This is a genomic window from Campylobacter sp. JMF_08 NE1 (genome assembly GCF_027737875.1).
GTDB lineage: Bacteria > Campylobacterota > Campylobacteria > Campylobacterales > Campylobacteraceae > Campylobacter_B.
In genome coordinates, this window is the sequence record NZ_JAOVUC010000001.1 from 235,028 (window position 1) to 257,376 (window position 22,349).

The following is a 22,349-nucleotide window of genomic DNA, read 5'->3' on the forward strand; positions in this document are numbered from 1 at the left end:
CTCTTCCTTAAATTTACTTATTGCGCGCTTTTTTCCCAAATCGTGCCACTTGGCGTATCCATAATCTCGATTTTCATCGCTGTAAGTTTGGCACGAATTTCATCGGCTAGGGCGAAATTTTTCTGCTTTTTAGCTTCGCTTCTTTGCTCGATTAGACGCAAAATTTCGGCTCTTTCATCATCGCTTACGCCAAATTGAAAATAGCTAACCTCGTCCATATAAAGCACGCCAAGGGTATTTTTGACAAATTCTAAATTTGCTAAAATTTGCGCTTTAAAAGCCTTATCTTTTGGGTTTTTATCGAGTGCTTCATTTGCGCAAGACACCATTTCATCGACACAGGCAAGCGCGCCAGATGTGTTTAAATCATCATTTAAAAACTCTAAAATTTTGCCCCTAAATTTGGCTTCAACGCAAGGCAAATTTTGCGCCATATTCACCCTTTTTTTAAGGCGGTAAATTTTATCAAGGCGTTTTTTAGAGGCTAGCAAATCATCGATTGTGTAGTTGAAATTTGCCCTATAATGCGAACTCATCAAATAAAACCTCAAAGCCTCGCCAGGCACGAGGGCTAGGGCGTCTTTGACAAAAAAGCTATTGCCTAGACTTTTGCTCATTTTTTCGTTATTTACCTGCACGAAGCCATTGTGCATCCAGTATTTAGCCAAGGCTCTATGCTCGCTACATCTGCACTGCGCGGCCTCGTTTTCGTGGTGCGGGAAGAGCAAATCAGCCCCGCCAGCGTGGATATCAATGCAAAATTCGGCGTCACGGCTATCTAAATGTGCCAAAATCATCGCCACACACTCGCTATGCCAGCCAGGTCTGCCACGCCCAAATGGCGCCTCAAACCACGCCTCGTCGAATTTCCACAGCGCGAAATCTTTTTCATTTTTTTTCTGCTCGTTTGAAACCACGCGCGCAAACTCGCTGTTTTGATCCTCTGCTTTTTTGCCGCTAAGGCTTAAATAATCGCTATCTTTGGTGGTATCAAAGTAAATCCCATCGCCTGAAATTTCATACGCATAGCCCAAATTTAGCAAATTTGAAACAAGGGCGCAAATTTCACTGATATTTTCGGTCGCTTTGGGCGAAATGTCGGCGTCACGGACATTTAGCGCGCTCATATCGTCCAAATATCGCTTGGTGTAAAATTCTGTAATCTCGCTTAGAGTTTTTCCACTCTCGCTCATTTTCTTTAAAATTTTATCGTCGATATCGGTGAAATTTCTAGCAAATTTCACATTTTTGCCCTGCGCTTCTAGCGCGCGCCTAAGCAAATCAAAGCTAATCGCGCTTTTAGCATGCCCCAAATGCGCGTCATCATACACTGTCGGCCCACAAACATAAATTTTAATCTCATATTCGTTAAGCGGGATAAATTCGACCTTTTTTTTACTTGCAGTATCATAAATTACCATAATATAAACCTTTTAAAACATATAAAATTCCTATTTCAAGTGCGCAAAGCCCTAGAATTAGAAGGATTTTTTTAGCCTTGATTATAGCTAAAAAGTTATTAAATCCAAAAAAATAGAGATTGAAAACAAACAAAAATCCCCCTGTAATCGAGCTAGCAAGCGCCAAACCCACAGCCCCAAATGGTTTAAAGAATAGTGCGCACAAAACTACATTTATAAAGACGCACCAAAGCGAAATTTTCGCACTTAGCTTTTGTTTCATGTGCGCATACAGCCAGTGCGAAAAAATGCGCGATAGCCCAAACGGCAGCAGTCCCACCATATACGCTGCCAAAACAGCCGCACACTGGGCCGTGTTGGTGGCGGTGAAATTTCCGCGCTCAAATAAAATTTTGGTGATTTCGTGCGAGAGCATGATTCCGCCGATTGTGGAGAGTGCCAAAAGTGCCAAAAGCATGTAAAATCCGCGCTCGATTAAATTTAGCGCCTCTTTTTGGTTGTTTGTTTTGATCTGTTTGGTTAGTCGCGGGAAAATCGCCGTGCTAAGCGCGATTGCAAAAAGTGCGAGCGGAAGCTGAAAAATGCGGTTTGCGTAGTATAGATAGCTGATACTTCCGCTGGCTAAAAAGCTAGCAAAAAATGTATCTATAAACGAGCTAAGTTGCAAAGCGCTAGCCCCTACAACTCCGGCAAAAAAGTTGTTATAAAAGCCCTTGGTTTGCGCTTTTGCGCCGTTTTTTAGCCTAGCAAATCCGCCCAATAGCACTCTTAGCATACCGGTAAATTTCAGCGCATACACATGCACCAAAAACTGCAAAAACCCGCCTGCTACGACGCCGCAAGATAGATACAAAACGATACTTCGCTCATCTTTGCCACGAGCTAAAAGCAAAGCAGCAATCATAGCTAAATTTAATAAAGCGGTCGAAAACGCCGTAGTGGCGAAATGATCGCGGTATTGAAGCATAGAGGCAAAAAGCGTAACGATAAAAATAAAAGCTAGATATATGAAATTTATGCGCACAAATGGCGTTGCTAGCGTGATTTGCTCGTCCGAAAAACCATAAGCTAAAATTTTAGTAAAAAACGGCGCGAACACCCACACAACCGCGGTTAAAAACAAAATAAAAAGAAAAAATCTAATCAGCACGGAAGCTGCGAAAATCCCCTTTTTTTTCGAAGCGGTAAAATTTGGCAAAAACGCCTGCGTAAAGGCACCCTCGCCAAAAAGTCGTCTAAATAAATTTGGCAGTTTAAACGCCACAAAAAATATATCGCTATACACACCAGCGCCCAAAATTGAAGCCGTCAGCAAATCACGCACAAAGCCCAAAATGCGAGAAGCTAGCGTTCCGACGCTGTTTGTAAAAAACCCTCTAAACATAATTCCTCGTTAAATTTTATAAAATAAAAAGATAGATTATAATATAATTTCGCCTATTTTTTGATTTTGAAAGAGGATATTTTGCAAAATTTGCCATTTTCGCTCGATACGCAAAACTTCATCAAAACCCTAAAATTTGAGGGTAGCTGGACATATCGAAGCGGAAAAAAACAGCTTGATTTACTTAAAAAAACACTATCAAATTTAGACAATTTCGTAGCAGATTTTTCAAATGTCGAAAAGCTGGATTATTTCATGGCTTATAGCATTAAAAATTTAATGCGTGGCAAAAGCGTGGAATTTAGGAGCCAAAATCCAAAAATAGAGAAAATTTTCGAATTTATTAGCGATGAGAGCATAGACCATAATTTTATGCCAAAAGTGCATAGCATGGGGATTTTAGCTCAAATCGGGCTGTATTTTTGCGCAGGCTGGGCTGGGATTGTAAATCTAGCCACATTTTTGGGCGAGTTTTTTTGCAAGGTATTTTCGCTATTTTTGCACCCGCGCAAATTTCGCCTCAAAGAGACTGTAAATTTTATCAAAGACAACGGCATTGATTCGCTTTTTATCGTGGCTTTGACCGCGTTTTTAATCGGTGTGGTGCTAGCTTACATTGGCGCAGACATGCTATCGCAGTTTGGGGCTAGTATTTATATTATAGATATTATGGGCGCTCTAACCATGCGCGAGATTGCCCCGCTAATCGCAGCGATTGTCATTGCTGGGCGCTCTGCGTCGAGCTTTACGGCGCAAATTGGCGTTATGAAAATCACAGAAGAGATCGACGCGATGAAAACAATGGGCTTTGATCCGTTTTATTTCCTCTCAATGCCACGAATTTTGGCTATGGTGATTTGTATGCCATTTATCATTTTTATCGCAAATTCAATATGTATTTTCGCTCAAATGATAGTTTGCGAGGCGTATTTGGAGATAGGATTTTTGGATTATTTGGATAGATTTAAATCAAATGTCGAAATTCGCCACTTTTTCGCCGGTATGATAAAGGCTCCGTTTTTTGGCGCATTTATAGCAATAATTGGCTGTATGAGAGGCTTTGAGGTCAAGGGAAATACCCAAAGTATCGGCGAATACACCACAATCAGCGTGGTAAATGCGATATTTTGGGTCATCGCCATAGACGCGATTTTTGCGATACTCTTCTCGGAGATTGGGCTGTGAGCGAGATAATAAGCGCAAAAAATGTAACCACAGCGTATGGTGCGCGCATAATGCACGATAATGTGAGTTTTAGCGTGAAAAAGGCTGAAATTTACGGCTTTTTGGGCGGAAGTGGAAGCGGAAAAACCACTCTAATGAAGACGCTAATTTACCTAAATCAGCCAAAAAGCGGCGAGATTAAAATTTTTGGCGAGGATATTTGGAGTGCAAATGAGGATAGGCGCAATGAAATTCGCCTAAAATGCGGTGTGATGTTTCAATTCGGCGCGCTGTATAGCTCGATGAATGTGCTAGAAAATGTAGGCGTGTTACTGCGCGAATACTCAAATTTTAGCGATAAAGAGATTAACGAGCTTGCTATGTTTTGGATACAAAAGGTAGGCCTTAAAAAAGAGAGCGCAATGCTAAATCCAAACGAGCTAAGTGGCGGTATGAAAAAACGAGTTGCGCTCGCTAGGGCATTGGCGTTAAGCCCTGAGATTTTATTTTTAGACGAGCCAAACTCAGGGCTTGATCCACTTAGCTCGCGCGCCCTTGATAGGCTAGTGTGCGAGCTAAGAGATAATCTTGGCGTAACCGTAGTAATGGTAACGCACGATGTGGATAGTATTTTTGATATACTTGATAGATTTTTGATAGTCGATAATAAAAAAATCATCTTCGAAGGGGCTTTGAGCGAAATCGAAAAGCTAGAAAATAACCCGCTTGAAGAGCTATTTAAAATGAGAGCGAAATAGGAGCAAAATTTGGAAAATAGAACCTCATATACAATCGTGGGCGCATTTGTTATGGCGTGTGTGTTTGCGCTTACAGCTTTCGTGTGGTGGATGCTAACTCGCACCGATACTAGGGAGACTTACAGATCGTATTATATCCATACTAAGGAGCTTCCGACTGGAATTCGCGAGAATTCAGATGTCAAATTTATCGGCGTAAATGCTGGAATCATCAAAAAAATAGATTTTGTCGATATCGAAAATGCAATAATCGAAATCGAAGTATCGCTTAAAAGCAAACTCCCTATCTCGCGAGATAGTATCGCCAAGGTCGAAACGCAAGGCATTAGCGGAATTTCGTTTTTAAATATCACAAAGGGAAGTGGCGAGCTTTTTAGCGAAAATGAAGAAAAGCCAATCATCGAGCTAGATAAAACCCTGCTCGATAAAATCGGCTCCAAAGCAGAAGTTATTACAGATAGTGTAGGGCAGATGATATTTAAAATCAACTCGCTTTTATCGCAAGATAATATGAAAAAAGTCGATGAAATTTTAACTTCGCTTAACAAATTTAGCGCAGAACTTAGCGATGAGAAGAAATTTAACGAACTAAACGCATTAATGGCGAATTTCAATACCCTAATGACGAATTTAAACGAAAGAGAGCACGAATTAGACGAAATTTTGGATAAATTTAATACTTTTGCTAGCAGTGCGACGCGCCTTTCAAATTCGCTCGAAAAAACAAGTCAGATTATGGCAAAGCGCGTAGAGCGGGGTGAATACAATCTCAAAGCCATACTAGATCCTACCCTAAACGAGGCCAAAACCACGCTAACCGAATTTAACAAAGCTTTAAGAGAGTTTCAAGGCGCGATGTTTAGGCTAGAAGAAAATCCGTATGAATTCTTTTTTAGAGATACCAAAAAGGACTGAAAATGAGAAAAATTTTATGCGCATTTAGCGCAGTTTTGGCTGGAATTTTACTAGGAGGCTGTTTGGCAAAGAGTGCCAAGCCATATACTTATTACGAGCTTAAATACGACCAAAAACACTGCGCCGCGAAGTCAAATTCACGCAAAAATATCTATATCGAGAGTGTAACTGCGACAAATTTAGTCGATAGACGCGATATTTTAATCGTGGATTGGAAATCTCGCACAAGATACGCTAGCGACGCCAAATACATAACAATGCCAAGCGAAATGCTTTATAAAGCCCTAATCGACGCGGCGTTTTCGACATGCGCGCTAAATCCGATTTTTGTGCCACAAGAGAGAGATTTGCGGCTAAAAACCACGCTTATCACGCTTCAAGTCGATGGCGATCACGCTAAAATCACGATTGGCTACGAGTTTTTAAACGCTGTGCAAAGCATAAAATCTGGCGTGATTACAAAGCGAGTTTTCGTGCCAGATCCAAGCTCACAAAGCATTTATAATGCGACAAATTCGGCGTTAAATTTGGCAATTGATGAAATTTTAAAGGCAATTCAATGATAGTAGGATTAGAAGGAATCATCACGCACAAAGAGCCCACTAAATGCGTGATAAAGTGCGCTAGTGGCGTAAGCTACGCTGTGGCGATTTCGCTAGGGTGCGGCGCTAGGGTAGAGCGGGGCGAGAAGGTGGAATTTTTGATAACTCAGATTATCAGAGAGGACGCAAATTTGCTCTATGGATTTTTGGAGCCAAAAGAGAAAAATATGTTTGAAATGCTAATCAAACTAAGCGGAATAGGGGCTAGCACGGCAATGGCTGTGTGCTCATCGCTTAGCGCAGAGAGCTTTTCTCGCGCGATTATCACAGGCGATAGCGCGCTACTAACGAGCGTGCCGGGGATTGGCCCAAAGACAGCTAGGCGCATAATCGCTGAGCTAGGGGACGCGAAACTAATGGAGTTTGGCGAGAGCGAAGTGTATAAATCAGAGGCGATGAGCGCGCTTGAAAGTCTAGGTTTCAAACGCGATAGAATCAGTAAAATTTTGCTTGATTGCGTCAGCACAAATACGGCTGATTTGATCAAAGAGGCATTGAAAAAACTAGCATAAATTTAAAATTTACAAGGAGAAATAATGAAATACGGTATAGTTTTTGGTGGTCAAAGTTACGAACACGAGATTAGTATAATCTCTGCAATCGCGGTCAAAGACGCATTAAAGGGCGAGAATTTGGCGTTTGTTTTTTGCGACAAGGATAGGAGATTTTTCTTAATCGAAGAGAAAAATATGCGCGCAGTGTATTTCAAAAACGGCGAATACACAAAATCAAAAGAGCTAAATATCTCAAACGGCGGATTTTATATGAGTGGGGGTATGTTTGGCAAAAAAAGCATGCTTGAAGTGAGCGTTTATGTGAATTTGATCCATGGTTGCGACGGCGAGGACGGAAAATTCGCAAGCCTTTTTGAGTTTTTTTCAATCCCTTATATCGGCCCTAGAATCGAGGCTAGCGTGCTAAGCTACAACAAAATTTTAACCAAATACCTAGCACAAATCGCAGGTGTAAAAACCGTGCCATTTGAAATTGTCAATCGCAACAGCTTGCCGAATTTTAACTTCCCAGTCATCATCAAACCCGCTCATTTGGGTTCTAGTATCGGTATTGGCATAGCAAAATCAGAAAAAGAGTTTGACTACTGCATGGATAAGGTCTATGAGCTAGATGATAGCGCAATCGTCGAGCCATATATGGAAAATATCAAAGAATACAACCTAGCAGGGGCTAAAATCGACGGCAAAATCGAGTATTCCTTCATCGAAGAGCCGAAAAAAGAGGGATATTTGGATTTTGGTAGAAAATACCTTGACTTTTCGCGCACTGGCGTGGTCGAAGAGGCGCAAATCGGTATGTCAGTCGAGGATAAGATGAAAGATGCGTTTGCCAAGCTTTATAATGTCGGTGGATTTGAGGGGGCGCTGATTAGGTGTGATTTTTTCGTGCAAAATAATGAAGTGTATCTAAACGAGATAAATCCAAATCCAGGAAGTATGGCAAACTACCTATTTAGCGACTTTGCAGAGGTTTTGGGCAAACTAGCTACTTCGCTTCCTGCGACTAAGGAAATTCCGATTTCGTATGATTTGATAACAAAAATTTCAGCGAATAAATAAGCTAAATTTAAAAATTTTACGCTAAATTTTGCGTAAAATTTTACATAAGGATTGTTTATGTTAAATAAAGACGAAATTTACACAGCGACGGAAATGGCGAGAAATTTTAGCTCAATTTTAAAAAAACTAAATAGCCAAGAGATTAAAAAGGCTATGATTGTCAAAAATAATAAATTTGAGGCCGTAATGCTTAGTATGAGCGAATACGAGCGCCTAGAAAAGGCAGTCGAGCTACTCAAAGCGATTTATGGTAAAAAGGGTCAAGATGGCCAGTAAAACCATAAAATTTGGTGGCAACGAATACAAAATCAGCTACGAAATCGAAAATTTAAGCGTCGAGCCGTATATTTTGGTTTTGCACGGCTGGGGCGCGAAAAAAGAGCTTATGCAGAGGGTTTTCGAGGCGAAATTTTTCCCAAATTATAGGCTAGTTTTCGTAGATTTGCCCGGATTTGGCGCTAGCTCACAGCCAAAATTTGCGCTTACAAGCGAGGATTATGCGGGCATTATGCGTGAGTTTATCGCTGCGCTTGGAGGCGCACCAGAGGCCATTATGGGGCATAGTTTTGGCGGCAAGGTCGCCACACTACTTGCGCCAAAAAGGCTGATTTTGCTAAGCTCGGCTGGGATAATCGAGCCAAAGCCTTTGAAGGTGAGGGCGAAAATCGCGGTATTTAAGTGCCTAAAATATGTCGGGTTGGCGAAGTTTTGGCGATTTTTTGCCAGCAAAGACGCTTCTGGTATGAGCGAAGAGATGTTTGGGACGCTAAAAAATGTGATTCGCGAGGATTTCGAGCCGATTTTTGCCGAGATTAAACCAGAAAAAACGCTGATTTTTTGGGGTATTAGCGATACAGCCACAGCTCTAAGTAGCGGAGAGAAAATCCACTCGCTCATCAAAAATAGCAAATTTTACCCGCTTGATGGGGATCACTTTTTTTTCATAAAACACGCGAAATTCATCGCAGATACAATCACGGCTGAATTTAAATAATCCAAATTTAGTTATTTTCCGCTATTTGTCATCGCGAGCGAGCATTGCTCGCATGGCAAAGTGGATTTAAATCTGAAATTTTACGCTTTCCATTGTCATTGCGAGGAGCAAGGCGACGAAGCAATCCAGAGAAATTTAAAAAAATTTAAAATTTACTAAAATTTATCTACGAAATGATATTCGCAAAAGTGAAAACGAGAGGATACTAACTATGATTTTACAAGCAATTATTGAAAAAGATGAACTTTAAAATAAATGGGATCGGATATAAAAGTAAAAATGAAAATTGCAGTTTTCAATACTAAAAATAAAATTTAAAAATACATAAACCTAAAATGTAATCATGCTTCTAATTTTATATTAAATTTATTGCGCTATAATGCCTAGACCAATCAGATGAGAAAGGTTTGACATGCTTTTTGATATCAGTTTAATTGGCGATACGAAAAATTTATATTTAAAGCGGTTTGGTCGCTCGAACCTAAACGGCGTCCCGCACTACCTGAAATTCGACTTTTCTACGATGTCTTTCGTCAAGCTAAACAACAAACTTTCTATCAAATCCACAGGTTGCAAATCTGATTTGGACTACGGATTTTACCTCGTTTTCGAGGACAATAAATTTTTTATAAACAACAAAACTCACCTTTCTAAAAAAGAGATTTTTTATATGCTAAGCTATCTTTTTGATAAAATTTATGACAAAAATGTCAAATACCCGCGCGACAGCCTGCATGCAAAAATAAAAAAAACGATTGAATTTTTAAACAAAATTTATAATTTTACCAAAGAAAAAGACCATAAATTCAACATGCACGCGCAGTATCGAAATGTGTTTGTGGGGTGTTTGAGTATCGATCATCACGAAAATTTGGCGCAAAATTTCGTTTAAATTTCATTGAAAATTGTGAAATTTGGCTTACAAATTTACCGAGTTTTTACCCAAATTTATTAAAATTATGAATTATATATATGATAAAGGTTTGATATGCTTTTCGATGTTGTAATAATCGGCGATAATAAAAATTTATATTTAAAGCAATTTGGCGGGCGTTCGAATTTCAGGGGTGTTCCGAACTATTTTCAATTCGATTTTAATGAAATGAAATTCGTGCAAATCAAAGAGAAAATTTATGTCAAATTTGACTACAACGAAACCGAGCAAAACACCAATCCTAACTATGGTTTTGTGTTGATTTTCGACGAAAAAGAATTTTTCAAAAACAAGCAAAATTTAACGCGAAAAGAGGCGTTTATCTTGCTGAATTATATTTTTAACAAAATGTATAGTAAAGATGTCAAGTATCCGCGCGACAGCCTACATTTCAGGATAAAAAAGGCGATCGATCTTTACAAGGCCGTCTATAAGGACGAGGATTTCGACGGATACAATCTACACGCCCAATACCGCAATCTCTACGCCGGACAGATAAGTATCGACAAAAGAGAGCGAACGCTCGGCGCAGCGGAATAATCTGCGTTGCGAGATAAAATTTATAAATTTAAACGCCGTTTTGGCGTTTAAATTTTGCAAATACTTTAAAATTTCCCTTGCAAAATCTATTGCAAATGCAAATTTGGATAATCAAAAACCAAAACCTTCCCGCTATGCTCGCTAATCTCAGCGAAATTTTCAGCTTCAAATTCTAATCCGAAAATCGCACAAGTTGGGAATTTTTCGATTACTGAGTTGCTGAAATACTCGCACACTGCGCCGATTGTGGGGTTGTGGCCTACTATGAAAACCACTTTGTATTTTTCATCGAGCATACGCACAAACTCTGCTAGCTCTCTCTCGCTAATGTCGTAAAGCTCTTTTTTTTCTTTTAAAATATCTTTGGCGCCAATATTTTTGGCTATGATTTTGGCGGTTTTTAGTGCGCGTTTGGCAGTGCTAGTGATGATGATATCAGGCATTATGCCCTCTTTTGCCAAAAGCTCCCCTAACCTGCCTGCGTCATCTTCGCCCTTTTGGCTTAGTTTGCGCTCGAAATCTGTCTGTGCGAAAACCTCAGCTTTGGCGTGTCTGATAAAATAAATTTGTTTCATAAATTTCCTTTTCGTATAATTTTACGCAAAATTCTACAAAATTTTAAATTTTTGCTGTATTTTGCCGAATCCAAACCCTGCCCCAAACCCTATCAAATGCGCATACCACGCCACATTTGAAGCTAATAAAAGCGGAGCAAAGCTAATAAGCGCAACCATAGCCAAAACGCTTTTTAAATTTTGCCTCTCATAGCACAAAATCACGCCCAAAAGCGCGCAGATTACGCCACTCGCGCCGATTAAATTTATATTTTGCCCCATAAATTTGTAAGCGCAAAAAATGTAAATCAGGCAGATTAAATTCGTAAAAATTCCAAGCCCGAAATATAAAATCGTAAATTTTACGCTACCGAAAAATCGCTCTAAAATAGAGCCGAACTGATACAGCACAGCCATATTCATCGCCAAATGCGCAATTCCTGCGTGCATGAAAAATGATGATAAAATTTGCCAAAAAAATCCGTCAAAAAATAGCAAATTTAGCCCCAAATACGCGCTCAAATTTGGGATTAAATTTGCTAGGACGAAAAGCGCGCAGTTTGCGATGATGATAGCTAGCGTGAGTTTGCCTGCCTGCCCGAAATTCGCCCTTTGTCCGAAATTTGCCATTTGTATAAATTTCCTAAATTTATTGTTTTACGCGACCATATCCTGCGAAGCGATTTGAAGCTAGGCAAGAAACTTTGTTGCCTCCGCAGCGCACGATATAGCTATTTTCGATTTTTTTGCCGTTTTTATGAGTATTTTTTTTGTTTAAATTTACAAAATCGACCTTGTTTCTACCGCGCGAATTATGCACGAATTTTATCCTGCCGTCTGCGTAAATTTCGCGAATCACGCCGATATGGCTAATTTCGTTATTTAGGCGTTTTTTGTTTGATTGAAGGGTGTTTTGGAAAAATATCAAATCCCCTACTCGCGGGTTTTTATGCGCGATTAGGTCTCGTTTTTTGTAATAATTATAAATCGCTTGTGATTTTCTGCCGTTTGTGAAATACTTAGGCAGCTCTTTTGAGTTGAAAAAAATCTCTTTGTTTTTAGAATTTAGCGCTGTGATAAACCCACTACAATCCCCGCCTACCTTGGTTCCGGTGTATTTATCGACCCATGAAATGAGCGTTGCGTTGTAGGTGTTTCCTGGGATTTGTGATGAGCCAGAGTTATCCTCATAAACCTCATAATCCCCTTGCGTAGTAGGGTTTGCAGGCGATGAAAACGGAGCTAGCCACGAGCAGCCACTCATCAAAAACGCCCCTAAAAATAAAGCAAAAATTTTTTTCATAAACTACCTTAAAAAATACAAAATGTGTTTTCATTTTAGCAATCAAATGTAATAAAATAGTAATTTTAAAGCAAATTTATGTATAATCACGGCGAAATTTTTGCAATCAAAACGGAGAGAAAATGCACTATTTACAAATCAAAGGCGAAGCCAAGCTTAGTGGCGAAATAAAAATCTCAGGCGCCAAAAACGCGGCACTACCGCTAATCGCGCTAATTATACTATCCAAAAACCCAGTTACAATTAAAAATTTACCAGATGTTTCAGATATCAAAACCTTAATCCAGCTTTTGGCAAATTTAGGCGCAAAATGCGAGTATTTAGACGCTCACACCGCCGTAATTGATCCAAGAGGGATAAACTCAACTAAGGCGGTTTATGACATCGTGCGCAAAATGCGCGCTTCGATTTTAGTTCTTGGTCCATTGCTAGCGCGTTTTGGCAAGGCAGAAGTTAGCATGCCAGGCGGATGCGCGATAGGGGCAAGGCCGATTGATTTGCACCTAAAAGCAGTCGAAAAAATGGGCGCACAGGTAAAAATCGAAGAAGGCTATGTCGTGTGCGAGGGCGCGCTAAGGGGCGCGAATATTTCGTTTGATAAAATCACCGTTACAGGCACCGAAAATGTCGTAATGGCGGCCGCGTTAGCGCATGGGGAGACTTGCATAATCAACGCCGCCAAAGAACCAGAGGTCGTGGCTGTGTGCGAAGCCCTAGCTAGTGCTGGCGTAAAAATCGAAGGAATCGGCACTGACGAGCTTAAAATCACAGGCACAGCGGGCGAACTTTTAAATATCAACGAAATCACCGTAATCCCCGATCGTATCGAGGCTGGGACATATCTGTGCGCCGGGGCGATAACGAACTCAAAAATCAGCGTTACAAGCGTAAATCCTGCGCATTTGGGCGCTGTGCTAGCGAAATTTGAGGATATGGGATTTAAATTTGAAATTTCAGGCAGTGGCAACGACTCTAAAATAACTATTTTGCCAGCAGACGAAATCAAAGCGACCAAAATCATCACTACCGAGTATCCGGGCTTTCCGACCGATATGCAAGCGCAGTTTATGGCGCTAACCTGCGTCGCGCAAGGCACTAGCACGGTCGAGGAGAGGCTGTTTGAAAACCGCTTTATGCATGTGAGCGAACTAAACCGCATGGGCGCAGATATCAAACTAAACGGCAATATCGCTACAATCAAGGGTGGCAAACTCGCAGGCGCAGATGTCATGGCGACGGATTTGCGCGCTAGCTCGGCTCTTGTTTTAGCGGCTCTTGCAGCAAGTGGCACTACGCGCGTGCATCGCATATATCACTTAGACCGCGGATATGAGAGCTTGGAGGCGAAATTTAGCGCACTAGGCGCACAAATTCTAAGGCTAGAAGAATGATTGATATAAACACTGCGCTGGAATTGATTTTTAGGCAAAATTTAGGCTTTTTTGGCGAAAAAAAGATTGAAATTTCACGCTCTCTTGGGGCTATTTTAGCACAGGATATAAAAGCGCGAAAAAATGTGCCAAGCTTCGATAATAGCGCACTTGATGGCTATGCGTATAACAGCGAAAAAATCGGCGAGAGTTTGCAAATCGTAGAGCCAACTATCTTTGCTGGTAATCAAAAATTTTATGAAATTTCGCCAAATCAAGCGCAAAAAATAATGACAGGCGCACCTATGCCAAAGGGCGCAAACAGCGTGCTTCGCGTAGAGGACGCGTGCATTAAGGACGGGTTTTTGCAAATACCGGCTAACGCAAAAGCAGGCGATGGACTTCGCAAAATGGGCGAAGAAGTGCGCGAGGGCGAGGTGCTACTTAGCGCAGGAGAGCGAATAAATGCCGCTAAAATCATGCTTTTAGCAGCGCAAGGCATAAATGAAATCTCCGTGCGCACCACGCCAAAAATCGCCGTGCTTTCGAGTGGCGATGAGCTAAAAGAGCCGTGGGAAAGCGCAAATGAGCGCGAAATTTACAACGCAAACGCAAGTGGAATTTGCGCGCTTTTGCAGAGTGAAAATTTCGCAAACGACTATCTTGGAATTATCAAAGACGAAGCAAACGCAGTGCGAGAAGCCCTAAAAAGCGCAGCGCAAAGCTATGATGTGATAATCACAAGCGGTGGGGCAAGCGTGGGCGAGGCTGATTTCATGGCGCAAATTTTGTGCGAGCTTGGATTTAGCCCAGTGTTTGAGCATATCGACATAAAGCCAGGAAAGCCGATTAAGTGCTACTACGCGGGCAAAAAGCTTGTTTTTGTAATGCCGGGAAACCCGCTAGCGGCGTTTATTTTAGCAAAAATCATAATCTTGCCGGTGCTTAAAAAAATGGTTGGTGAAAATTTTAAGGCGCGTGAAATTTTAGCCAAATTTAATGGTGAGCTAAAATTTCGCCCAAATCGCATAAATTTAAGCCTAGGCGTGTATGAAAACGGCTATTTTACGCCGATAAAATCAAACTCAGCTATGATTAAGCCACTATGCGGGGCGACGCATTTTATGCTCTCAAAATTTGAGCAATGCGAGCAAAAAAATGGCGAAATTGTAAAAATTTATGAAATTTAAGCAAAATGGTATTGACAAATGAGAAATTTTAAGATAAAATCCAAGTTCTTTTTTACTTCGTGCGGGAATAGCTCAGTGGTAGAGCGCAACCTTGCCATGGTTGATGTCGCGAGTTCGACTCTCGTTTCCCGCTCCACTTTTTTAAATCCAAATCAAAAAGTTTGCTTATGAAAATCCTAGTTTGTGTAAGCGGTGCTAGTTTTTGCGAAATTGGGTTAAATTTAATCAAATTTTTATCTACCACACCAAACGAAATTTACGCAATCATAAGCGAAAATGCAAAAATCGTCTTAAAATCCGAAAATAATATAAATTTTGCAAATTTCATTAGCGAAAATCAAGCTGTGAAATTCTTCGATGATAGCGATATTGGCGCGAGTGTGGCGTCTGGTTCGTTTGGTATAGACGCTACGATTTTTGCCCCCTGCTCTATCAATTCACTAGCGAAAATTCACGCAGGTATCGCCGATACTCTTAGCACTCGCGCAGCAGCCGTCGCGCTAAAAGAGCGCAAAAAACTAATCCTTGGCGTGCGCGAAATGCCTTTTTCGCCTATTTCGCTTCGTTCAATGAGCGAGTTGGCAAATCTCGGCGTCATCATCGCTCCGCCCATTATCGGCGGTTATAGCGGTGCGAAAAATTTAGAAGATATGCAAAATTTCATAATTGGCAAATGGTGCGACGCCATGGGCGTGGCAAACAATCTCTTTAAAAGGTGGCAAAAATGAGAAAATGTATCTATCCCGGTACTTTTGATCCTATCACAAATGGTCATTTAGATGTAATCAAACGAGCGCTCGGGCTTTTTGACGAGGTCATCGTCGCAATCGCGCTTAGCGAGAGCAAAAGCCCTTGTTTTTCGCTAGAAAAGCGCTTAGAGATGACGAGGCTTGCCCTTAGCGATCTAAAAAATGTCAAAGTCGAGCCGTTTTCAAACCTGCTAGTCGATTTCGCCAAATCCCATGGCACGAATTTTTGCATTAGGGGACTGCGCGCGGTGAGCGATTTCGAATACGAATTACAGCTTAGCTACACAAACACATCGCTATGGGATAAATTTGAGAGTGTGTTTTTGATGCCAAGCCTGAAAAACGCCTTTATTTCGAGCTCTATGGTTCGCACGATACTGCGCCACGACGGCGATGTTTCGCAGTTTGTGCCAAAGCAAATTTTGCCACTGCTTAAAAAGGAAAAATGATGTTTGTAGCCTTTGAGGGGATTGACGGAGTTGGCAAAAGCACGCAAATATCGCGTCTAGCAGAAATTTATCCTGGCGCGATAGTTACCAAAGAACCGGGCGCTACGAGGTTTGGCGAAATTTTGCGTAGTATAATTTTAAACGAAAATTTCAAATTTAACGGCGACAACCACATAAATTTAGGTCAAATTTGCGGAAGTATCTCAAAAACTGCTGAGATGTTTTTGTTTTTAGCTGATCGGGCTGAGCACCATGAGAAGGTTGTTTTGCCAAATTCGCAAAATCTAATCCTAAGCGATAGAAGCTTCATCTCAGGTATCGCCTATGCCCTAGCCAACGATGAAAACGCTAAATTTGACGAGCTTGTAATGCTAAATAAAATCGCGCTTGGTGGTGAAATTTATGGTAAATTTGTATTTTTTGAGATTAGCAAAGATGATTTGATTTCTAGGCTAAATACTCGCGCGGGATACGATAAAATCGAGCTTCGTGGCGCAGAGTATCTGCTTAGGGTGCAAGAAAAGATAAAATTTACCTTACAAAAGCTAAAATTAAATTTTTTAATCGTCAATGCAAACGATGATATTGATAAAATAACAAAAAAAATAAAGGAATTTATAGATGATTAAAGCACTGCGTGGTATGAACGACCTAATGGGCTATGAAGCCGAACTTTTCGCAAAAATCGTGCGTGTGTGTGAAAGTGTGGCGAGGAATTATGGATTTGAGCTAATCGAAACCCCAAAACTCGAACAAACTGCCCTATTTCGCCGAAGCGTGGGCGAGAGTAGCGATATAGTCGGCAAAGAAATGTATGAGTTTAGCGATAAAAGTGGCGATAGCGTCTGCTTGCGCCCAGAGGGCACGGCTGGGGTCGTTCGCTCATTTATCGAGAATAAATTTGACAAGGCTGGTGGCGTGCGCAAATTTTACTACACCGGCTCGATGTTTCGCTACGAACGCCCGCAACGAGGCAGACTACGCGAATTTCACCAATTTGGCGTAGAGTGTTTTGGCGAGGGAAGCGTGTATGAGGACGCGAGCGTGATTTTGCTTTTAGCCGAAATTTTGCGCAAACTAGGCGTAAAAACCACGCTCAAACTAAACTCCCTGGGCGATAGCTCGTGCATGCCAGAGTATAAAAACAAACTAATCAAATTTTTAAATGAGCGCGAGGATAGGCTTTGCGAGGATTGCAAAAGGCGCATTATCACAAACCCAATCCGCGTGCTTGATTGCAAAAACGAAGCCTGCCAAAGCGAGCTCGCCACCGCTCCGCTAATCACCGATAATCTAAGCGATGAGTGTAAAGGCGAATTTGAAAAATTGCAAGAAATTTTGCTTGCAAATGGGCTAAATTTCGAAATCGACAAACGATTGGTTAGAGGGCTAGATTATTACTGCAAAACCGCATTTGAGTTCGTCAGCAGTGAGCTTGGCGCACAAAGCGCAGTCGGTGGCGGCGGCAGATACGATAGACTAGTCGAGTTTTTGGGTGGCAAAAGCACATTTGGCGTGGGTTTTGCGATAGGAATTGAAAGGCTAATCGAAATTTTAAAATTAAAAGAAACCCCTAACTCTCGCAATGGAATTTACATCGGCGCAATGGACGAAGCAATCGTGCCTTGTGCGTTTGCTATCGGACAAAAACTGCGCGCAATCACCAAAACTCATATCGCATACGAGCCAAAAAATTTACAAAAACACCTAAAAAGCGCAGATTCAAAAATGGCTAAATTTTGCCTATGTATCGGCGAAGATGAGTTTAAAAACGCTAGCGTATGGTGCAAAAATTTAGAGGATAAAAGCCAAGACATGGTTAAATTTAACGAAATCGAAGACTTTTTTAAGGATAGAGTATGAACGATTATGGACTAAATATTTGGGGAAATTCAAATTTCGTCATTGATTCTGGCAAGTTGTGCGTGAATTCTGACTTCAAACAGCCTCTTGTCGATATGGTTAAAGAAATCAGGGCTGACGGCATTAGAGGCCCTATTTTGCTTCGTTTTCCACACCTTATCAAAAAACAAATCGTCGAAATTTACTCGAATTTCAACCGCGCGATAAAAGAATTTGACTACAAGGGCAAATTTAACGCCGTCTATCCGCTCAAAGTAAATCAATTCCCGGGATTTGTGAAAAATTTGGTCGAAATCGGCAAGCCTTACGGGTATGGCTTGGAGGCTGGATCTAAGCCAGAATTGCTTCTAGCCATGGCGTATAATAACGACAACGCGCCAATCACCGTAAATGGCTTTAAGGATAAAGAGCTCATCAATATCGGCTTTATCGCCGCTGAGATGGGGCATAATATCACGCTTACAATCGAGGGTTTAAACGAGCTAAAAACCATAATCGAAACCGCCAAAGAGCGCTTTGCGCCAAAGCCATTTATCGGGCTTCGCATAAGGCTTCATAACTCAGGTAGTGGAATTTGGGTCAAAAGTGGCGGAATAAACTCCAAATTTGGCCTTACTTCGACCGAGTTAATTGAGGCTGTAAATTTGCTCAAAAAAAATAATCTAATCGAGCAATTTACGATGATTCATTTCCATATCGGTTCGCAAATCACTGAAATTCACCCGCTTAAAAAAGCATTAGTCGAGGCTGGAAACATCTACGCTGAACTCCGCAAAATGGGTGCTAAAAATCTAAATTCGATAAATTTAGGCGGTGGTTTGGCGATAGAATATTCGCAAGTGAAGGAAAATTTCAGCAGAAATTACACCCTCAAAGAATACGCAAACGATGTCGTTTTTCTTTTAAAATCAATCGCACAGGATAAAAACGAGATCGAGCCAAATATTTTCATAGAAAGTGGCCGTTATGTCGCAGCTAGCCACGCTGTGCTGGTCGCGCCTGTTTTGGAGCTTTTTACCCAAGAATACACAGAGGCCAAACTGGCTTTGAAAAAGGAAAATCCGCCAGTCATCACCGAGCTTTACGATCTTTACACTTCGTTAAAGCCCTCAAACGCCCTTGAATACCTGCATGACGCTATGGCGCACATGGAGAGCGTGCTGACGCTCTTTGATTTGGGCTATGTGGATCTCACAGATCGCTCAAATGGCGAAATTTTGGTGCATCTAGTCGTGCGCAAGGCTTATGCGCTTTTGGGAAATAAGCAAGAGTATGGAAATTTCTTAAATTCACTCGGAAACGCGCAAGAGCGGTATTTGGTAAATTTCTCGCTTTTCCAATCCTTGCCTGATTTTTGGGGCATTAAACAGCATTTCCCAGTCATGCCACTCGAACACCTCGACGAGCGCGCTACGCTTTCGGCTACGCTGTGGGATATCACCTGCGATAGCGACGGTGAGATTACATTTGATAAAGAGCATAATCCTTTGTTTTTGCACGATATCGACCCAGAAGAAGAAGAGTATTTCCTCGGATTTTTCTTAGTCGGGGCGTATCAAGAGGTGCTTGGTATGAATCACAACCTCTTCGCTCACCCAAATGAGGCAACCGTGATTTTAAAAGACGGCGGATTTGAGGTTACGGATTTTATCGAGTCGCAATCTGTCATTGATATTTTAGATGATATGGATTATGATGTAGTCGATATCAGAGAGAGCCTAAATGAACGAATCGCAAACTCGCCACTGCTTTCAGAAAAAGAGAAAAAGCATGTCCTAGGCGAGCTGTATTTGTTCCTAAACGATAATAGCTATCTGAAAACTATCCAATAAGGCGGGATTATGACTTTTTGGCAAACTATAAAACACGATTTTACCGAGCCATCTCGCCAAGATCCGGCGTGTAATAGCGTATTTGAGGTGATTTTTTGCTATCCGGGTGTGTGGGCGCTGATAAATTATCGTTTCGCGCATTGGTTTTATAAGCGCAAATTTCGCCTTATCGCGCGCATAATCTCAGGTATTACACGCTTAATCACCGCTGTGGATATCAATCCAGGGGCGAAAATCGGCAGTGGCGTGTTTTTTGACCATGCGGCTGGTTTGGTCATCGGCGAGACAGCGATTGTTGGCGATAATTGTTTGATTTATCAAAATGTAACCCTAGGTGGCGTTAGCTTGGAAAAGGGCAAAAGGCACCCTACCCTAGAAAATGGCGTAGTCGTGGGAGCTGGGGCGAAAATTTTAGGTAATATCACAATCGGAGCGCACTCTAAAATCGGCGCAAATTCTGTCGTGATAAAAGATGTCCCCGCAAACTCCACAGCTGTGGGCGTGCCAGCTAGGATTTTAGGCGAGTGCGATAGCGATCCGCTAGCGCATAACAAACTCCCAGATATCAACAAAGAGCTGATGAAATATCTAATCAAACGAATTGAAATTTTAGAAGATTGCATACAAAATGGCGATAAAAATCTCTGCGACAAAGAAAAAGAGATCAACCAAGAGTATGAAAACTATCTAAAATCACTCAAATAACAGGGGGAATAATGAGAAAAATTTTGATTTTTCTAGGAATTTGCGGTGCGTTAAACGCTGGGGATTTTAATAATCTTAAAATAGAAACAGTTAAAAAAATATATCAAAATCAAGAAAATTTTGATAAAATTTGTGGCGAAATTTGCACAAATTCTTTAAAAATCGCATTTTTGAAAGATGAGGAATTCGCAAACGAAGAGATTGGTTGCCTAGATTATGATCCTACAATCTCTGGGCAAGATGTTTGCGATAACCCAGAATATAAATTTGAAATTTTAAAATTTGGCGATGTAGAGGTGGAGCAAATTTGCAAAGGTTGGACGCCAGAAAGTCAAAAAATAATCTATAAATTAGAGTGCGGTGAAGATGATTGCAAGATAAGCGATATTTATAATACCGCAAATCATGAAGGCAAAGACGAAACTTTCAGCGTCAAAGAGATGATTTATGATTGTTTAAAAACATACCAAAAGGAGAAAAAATGAAACTTGCTTCACGCATAAACAGACTAAGCGAAAGCCTAACAATCGCCATTAGCACACGCGCAAAAGAGCTTAAAGCTAGTGGAAAAGATGTGATTATTTTTAGCGCAGGCGAGCCTGATTTCGATACTGCCGAAGCGGCGAAAAATGCCGTAATAGAGGCTATGGCTAAGGGCTGCGGCAAATACACACCAATCCCAGGCACAGCTGAAATTCTAAACGCAGTCGCACTAAAACTAAAACGAGATAATGGCCTGGATTACAAACCTAGCCAAATCATCACAAATGTAGGGGCAAAACACTCGCTTTTTAATATTTTTTCATGTTTGATAGATGATGGCGACGAGGTTATCGTGCCAGCGCCATTTTGGGTAACATATCCTGAGATTGTTAAATTTTGCGGTGGCAAACCTGTCATAATCGACACAAAGCCAGAAAATAAATACAAAATCACAGCCTCTGAGCTAAAAGCAGCTATCACGCCACGCACGAAAGCGCTTAGCCTTTGCTCTCCGTCAAATCCAGCAGGAGCTGTGTATAGCAAAGATGAGTTAATTGCGATTGCCGAGGTGCTAAAAGGCACAGATATCGCCGTAATCGCAGATGAAATTTACGAAAAAATCATTTTTGATAAAGAATTTGTAGCTTGTGCTAGTATCAGCGAGGATATGTTTAATCGCACTATCACCGTAAATGGCCTTAGCAAATGTGGCGCAATGCCTGGGTGGAGATTTGGCTATACAGCGTGTGCGAACGACGAGCTAAACAAAGCTATGAAAAAACTTCAAAGCCAAAGCACGAGCAATATTTCAAGCATAGTCCAAGCAGGTGCCGTGGCTGTGCTAGAAGGCAAGGCCGATGAGTATATCGCCATGATGAATAAAGAGTATCAAAAACGCCGTGATTACGCCGTAGATGCGATAAATGCGATAGAGGGTCTTAGCGTAGTCAAACCTGATGGCGCGTTTTATCTATTTATCAACTGCGCCAAGGTAGAAAAAGATAGCATGAAATTTTGCACAAAACTGCTAGATGAAGCACTCGTGGCGACCGTGCCAGGCGTGGGATTTGGTATGGACGAGCATTTTAGGATTAGTTATGCTTGCTCAATGGACGAGATAAAAGAGGGAATCGCGCGCATAGCAGAATTTGTGAAAAACTATAAATAAGCTAAATTTGCGAAATTTAAAATTTCGCAAATTTTGTAAAATTTGGGAGAAAATATGGCAAATTTTAAAAATTCACTTATGATGACTTTGGTAAATACAGAGACAATCCCAGGAAAAGAGATCGAGCAGGTTTTCGGCGTGGTGAGTGGAAGCACGGTCAGAGCTAAACACTTCGGACGCGATATCATGGCGAGCCTGAAAAATATCGTAGGTGGCGAGCTAGTAGGATATACCGAGCTACTCGAAGAATCGCGCGAACAAGCAATCGAGCGTATGTGCGCGCAGGCCAGAGCCATGGGTGCAAATGCGATTGTAAATTTGCGATTTTCCACTAGCTCAGTTGCAGCAGGGGCTAGTGAAATTTATGTCTATGGCACGGCAGTTTTGGCAAGGTAAG

The 22,349-nt window shown here is 41.3% G+C and carries 26 protein-coding genes and 1 tRNA gene; 22 read left to right on the plus strand and 5 right to left on the minus strand.

Annotation, left to right across the window (positions count from 1 at the left end):
* Positions 1 to 17 precede the first annotated feature (17 nt).
* Positions 18 to 1,421 carry a cysteine--tRNA ligase gene (gene cysS / locus OFN91_RS01105; RefSeq protein ID WP_270872953.1) on the minus strand — a complete coding sequence of 468 codons (1,404 nt, stop codon included), beginning with the start codon at positions 1,419 to 1,421 and terminating at the stop codon, positions 18 to 20.
* Positions 1,408 to 2,805: a murein biosynthesis integral membrane protein MurJ gene (murJ, locus tag OFN91_RS01110; RefSeq protein WP_270872954.1), complete on the minus strand. Its 1,398-nt coding sequence runs from the start codon at positions 2,803 to 2,805 to the stop codon at positions 1,408 to 1,410. The genes cysS and murJ overlap by 14 nt, the downstream gene beginning before the upstream one ends.
* Before the next feature lie 81 nt (positions 2,806 to 2,886).
* Here murJ and OFN91_RS01115 point away from each other — a divergent pair, with 81 nt between their 5' ends.
* From OFN91_RS01115 to OFN91_RS01160, 10 genes are all read left to right on the plus strand, one after another.
* On the plus strand, positions 2,887 to 3,990 hold the full coding sequence (locus OFN91_RS01115) for an MlaE family ABC transporter permease (RefSeq protein WP_270864372.1): 1,104 nt from the start codon (positions 2,887 to 2,889) through the stop codon (positions 3,988 to 3,990).
* The gene (locus OFN91_RS01120; RefSeq protein ID WP_270858844.1) at positions 3,987 to 4,727 is read left to right on the plus strand and encodes an ABC transporter ATP-binding protein; all 741 of its coding nucleotides are present in this window, start codon (positions 3,987 to 3,989) and stop codon (positions 4,725 to 4,727) included. The genes OFN91_RS01115 and OFN91_RS01120 overlap by 4 nt, the downstream gene beginning before the upstream one ends.
* A 9-nt stretch (positions 4,728 to 4,736) precedes the next feature.
* Positions 4,737 to 5,642: an MlaD family protein gene (locus OFN91_RS01125; protein ID WP_270872955.1), complete on the plus strand. Its 906-nt coding sequence runs from the start codon at positions 4,737 to 4,739 to the stop codon at positions 5,640 to 5,642.
* A 2-nt stretch (positions 5,643 to 5,644) separates the two neighbouring features.
* Positions 5,645 to 6,205, plus strand: coding sequence for a hypothetical protein (locus OFN91_RS01130; protein WP_270872956.1), 561 nt, complete (start codon positions 5,645 to 5,647; stop codon positions 6,203 to 6,205).
* Entirely contained in the window at positions 6,202 to 6,756 is a 555-nt protein-coding gene (ruvA, locus tag OFN91_RS01135) for a Holliday junction branch migration protein RuvA (RefSeq protein ID WP_270861682.1), read from the plus strand. Before OFN91_RS01130 ends, ruvA begins: the two co-directional genes overlap by 4 nt.
* Positions 6,757 to 6,780: 24 nt before the next feature.
* Positions 6,781 to 7,818: a D-alanine--D-alanine ligase gene (locus OFN91_RS01140; RefSeq protein ID WP_270872957.1), complete on the plus strand. Its 1,038-nt coding sequence runs from the start codon at positions 6,781 to 6,783 to the stop codon at positions 7,816 to 7,818.
* A gap of 51 nt (positions 7,819 to 7,869) precedes the next feature.
* Positions 7,870 to 8,094 carry a prevent-host-death protein gene (locus tag OFN91_RS01145; protein WP_442867895.1) on the plus strand — a complete coding sequence of 75 codons (225 nt, stop codon included), beginning with the start codon at positions 7,870 to 7,872 and terminating at the stop codon, positions 8,092 to 8,094.
* On the plus strand, positions 8,084 to 8,812 hold the full coding sequence (locus OFN91_RS01150; RefSeq protein WP_270872958.1) for an alpha/beta fold hydrolase: 729 nt from the start codon (positions 8,084 to 8,086) through the stop codon (positions 8,810 to 8,812). The genes OFN91_RS01145 and OFN91_RS01150 overlap by 11 nt, the downstream gene beginning before the upstream one ends.
* A gap of 412 nt (positions 8,813 to 9,224) precedes the next feature.
* On the plus strand, positions 9,225 to 9,704 hold the full coding sequence (locus tag OFN91_RS01155) for a hypothetical protein (RefSeq protein WP_270872959.1): 480 nt from the start codon (positions 9,225 to 9,227) through the stop codon (positions 9,702 to 9,704).
* A gap of 96 nt (positions 9,705 to 9,800) precedes the next feature.
* Positions 9,801 to 10,286, plus strand: coding sequence for a hypothetical protein (locus OFN91_RS01160; RefSeq protein ID WP_270872960.1), 486 nt, complete (start codon positions 9,801 to 9,803; stop codon positions 10,284 to 10,286).
* 86 nt (positions 10,287 to 10,372) lie between these two features.
* Here the strand turns inward: OFN91_RS01160 and OFN91_RS01165 are convergent, their stop codons facing one another.
* The 3 genes from OFN91_RS01165 to OFN91_RS01175 are packed head-to-tail and all read right to left on the minus strand — an operon-like array spanning position 10,373 to position 12,143.
* Positions 10,373 to 10,861, minus strand: a complete 489-nt coding sequence (locus OFN91_RS01165) for a SixA phosphatase family protein (protein WP_270872961.1) — start codon at positions 10,859 to 10,861, stop codon at positions 10,373 to 10,375.
* A gap of 33 nt (positions 10,862 to 10,894) precedes the next feature.
* Complete coding sequence (locus OFN91_RS01170) at positions 10,895 to 11,470, minus strand: rhomboid family intramembrane serine protease (RefSeq protein WP_270872962.1); 576 nt, start codon at positions 11,468 to 11,470, stop codon at positions 10,895 to 10,897.
* Between the two features lie 19 nt (positions 11,471 to 11,489).
* Entirely contained in the window at positions 11,490 to 12,143 is a 654-nt protein-coding gene (locus OFN91_RS01175; protein ID WP_270872963.1) for an NlpC/P60 family protein, read from the minus strand.
* A gap of 122 nt (positions 12,144 to 12,265) precedes the next feature.
* Between OFN91_RS01175 and murA the strand changes: the two genes are divergently transcribed.
* The 12 genes from murA to OFN91_RS01235 all read left to right on the plus strand — a co-directional run bounded on the left by murA (position 12,266) and on the right by OFN91_RS01235 (position 22,348).
* Positions 12,266 to 13,534, plus strand: coding sequence for a UDP-N-acetylglucosamine 1-carboxyvinyltransferase (gene murA / locus OFN91_RS01180; RefSeq protein WP_270872964.1), 1,269 nt, complete (start codon positions 12,266 to 12,268; stop codon positions 13,532 to 13,534).
* The gene (locus OFN91_RS01185; protein ID WP_270872965.1) at positions 13,531 to 14,703 is read left to right on the plus strand and encodes a molybdopterin molybdotransferase MoeA; all 1,173 of its coding nucleotides are present in this window, start codon (positions 13,531 to 13,533) and stop codon (positions 14,701 to 14,703) included. The genes murA and OFN91_RS01185 overlap by 4 nt, the downstream gene beginning before the upstream one ends.
* A 61-nt stretch (positions 14,704 to 14,764) precedes the next feature.
* Positions 14,765 to 14,839, plus strand: a tRNA-Gly gene (locus OFN91_RS01190).
* A 31-nt stretch (positions 14,840 to 14,870) separates the two neighbouring features.
* Entirely contained in the window at positions 14,871 to 15,431 is a 561-nt protein-coding gene (locus tag OFN91_RS01195; RefSeq protein ID WP_270865034.1) for a UbiX family flavin prenyltransferase, read from the plus strand.
* Positions 15,428 to 15,901, plus strand: coding sequence for a pantetheine-phosphate adenylyltransferase (gene coaD, locus OFN91_RS01200; RefSeq protein WP_270872966.1), 474 nt, complete (start codon positions 15,428 to 15,430; stop codon positions 15,899 to 15,901). The genes OFN91_RS01195 and coaD overlap by 4 nt, the downstream gene beginning before the upstream one ends.
* Positions 15,901 to 16,530: a dTMP kinase gene (gene tmk / locus OFN91_RS01205; RefSeq protein ID WP_270872967.1), complete on the plus strand. Its 630-nt coding sequence runs from the start codon at positions 15,901 to 15,903 to the stop codon at positions 16,528 to 16,530. The genes coaD and tmk overlap by 1 nt, the downstream gene beginning before the upstream one ends.
* Complete coding sequence (gene hisS, locus OFN91_RS01210) at positions 16,523 to 17,764, plus strand: histidine--tRNA ligase (RefSeq protein ID WP_270861696.1); 1,242 nt, start codon at positions 16,523 to 16,525, stop codon at positions 17,762 to 17,764. Before tmk ends, hisS begins: the two co-directional genes overlap by 8 nt.
* Positions 17,761 to 19,596 (plus strand): biosynthetic arginine decarboxylase, encoded by a 1,836-nt coding sequence (gene speA, locus OFN91_RS01215; RefSeq protein WP_270872968.1) that lies wholly within the window; start codon positions 17,761 to 17,763, stop codon positions 19,594 to 19,596. Before hisS ends, speA begins: the two co-directional genes overlap by 4 nt.
* A gap of 9 nt (positions 19,597 to 19,605) precedes the next feature.
* Positions 19,606 to 20,301, plus strand: a complete 696-nt coding sequence (gene cysE / locus OFN91_RS01220) for a serine O-acetyltransferase (protein WP_270872969.1) — start codon at positions 19,606 to 19,608, stop codon at positions 20,299 to 20,301.
* A gap of 11 nt (positions 20,302 to 20,312) precedes the next feature.
* On the plus strand, positions 20,313 to 20,786 hold the full coding sequence (locus tag OFN91_RS01225; RefSeq protein ID WP_270872970.1) for a hypothetical protein: 474 nt from the start codon (positions 20,313 to 20,315) through the stop codon (positions 20,784 to 20,786).
* A complete protein-coding gene (locus OFN91_RS01230; RefSeq protein ID WP_270872971.1) occupies positions 20,783 to 21,952 on the plus strand; it encodes a pyridoxal phosphate-dependent aminotransferase in 1,170 nt (389 codons plus the stop codon). The genes OFN91_RS01225 and OFN91_RS01230 overlap by 4 nt, the downstream gene beginning before the upstream one ends.
* A 54-nt stretch (positions 21,953 to 22,006) precedes the next feature.
* Positions 22,007 to 22,348 (plus strand): YbjQ family protein, encoded by a 342-nt coding sequence (locus tag OFN91_RS01235; protein WP_270870728.1) that lies wholly within the window; start codon positions 22,007 to 22,009, stop codon positions 22,346 to 22,348.
* Position 22,349 lies beyond the last annotated feature (1 nt).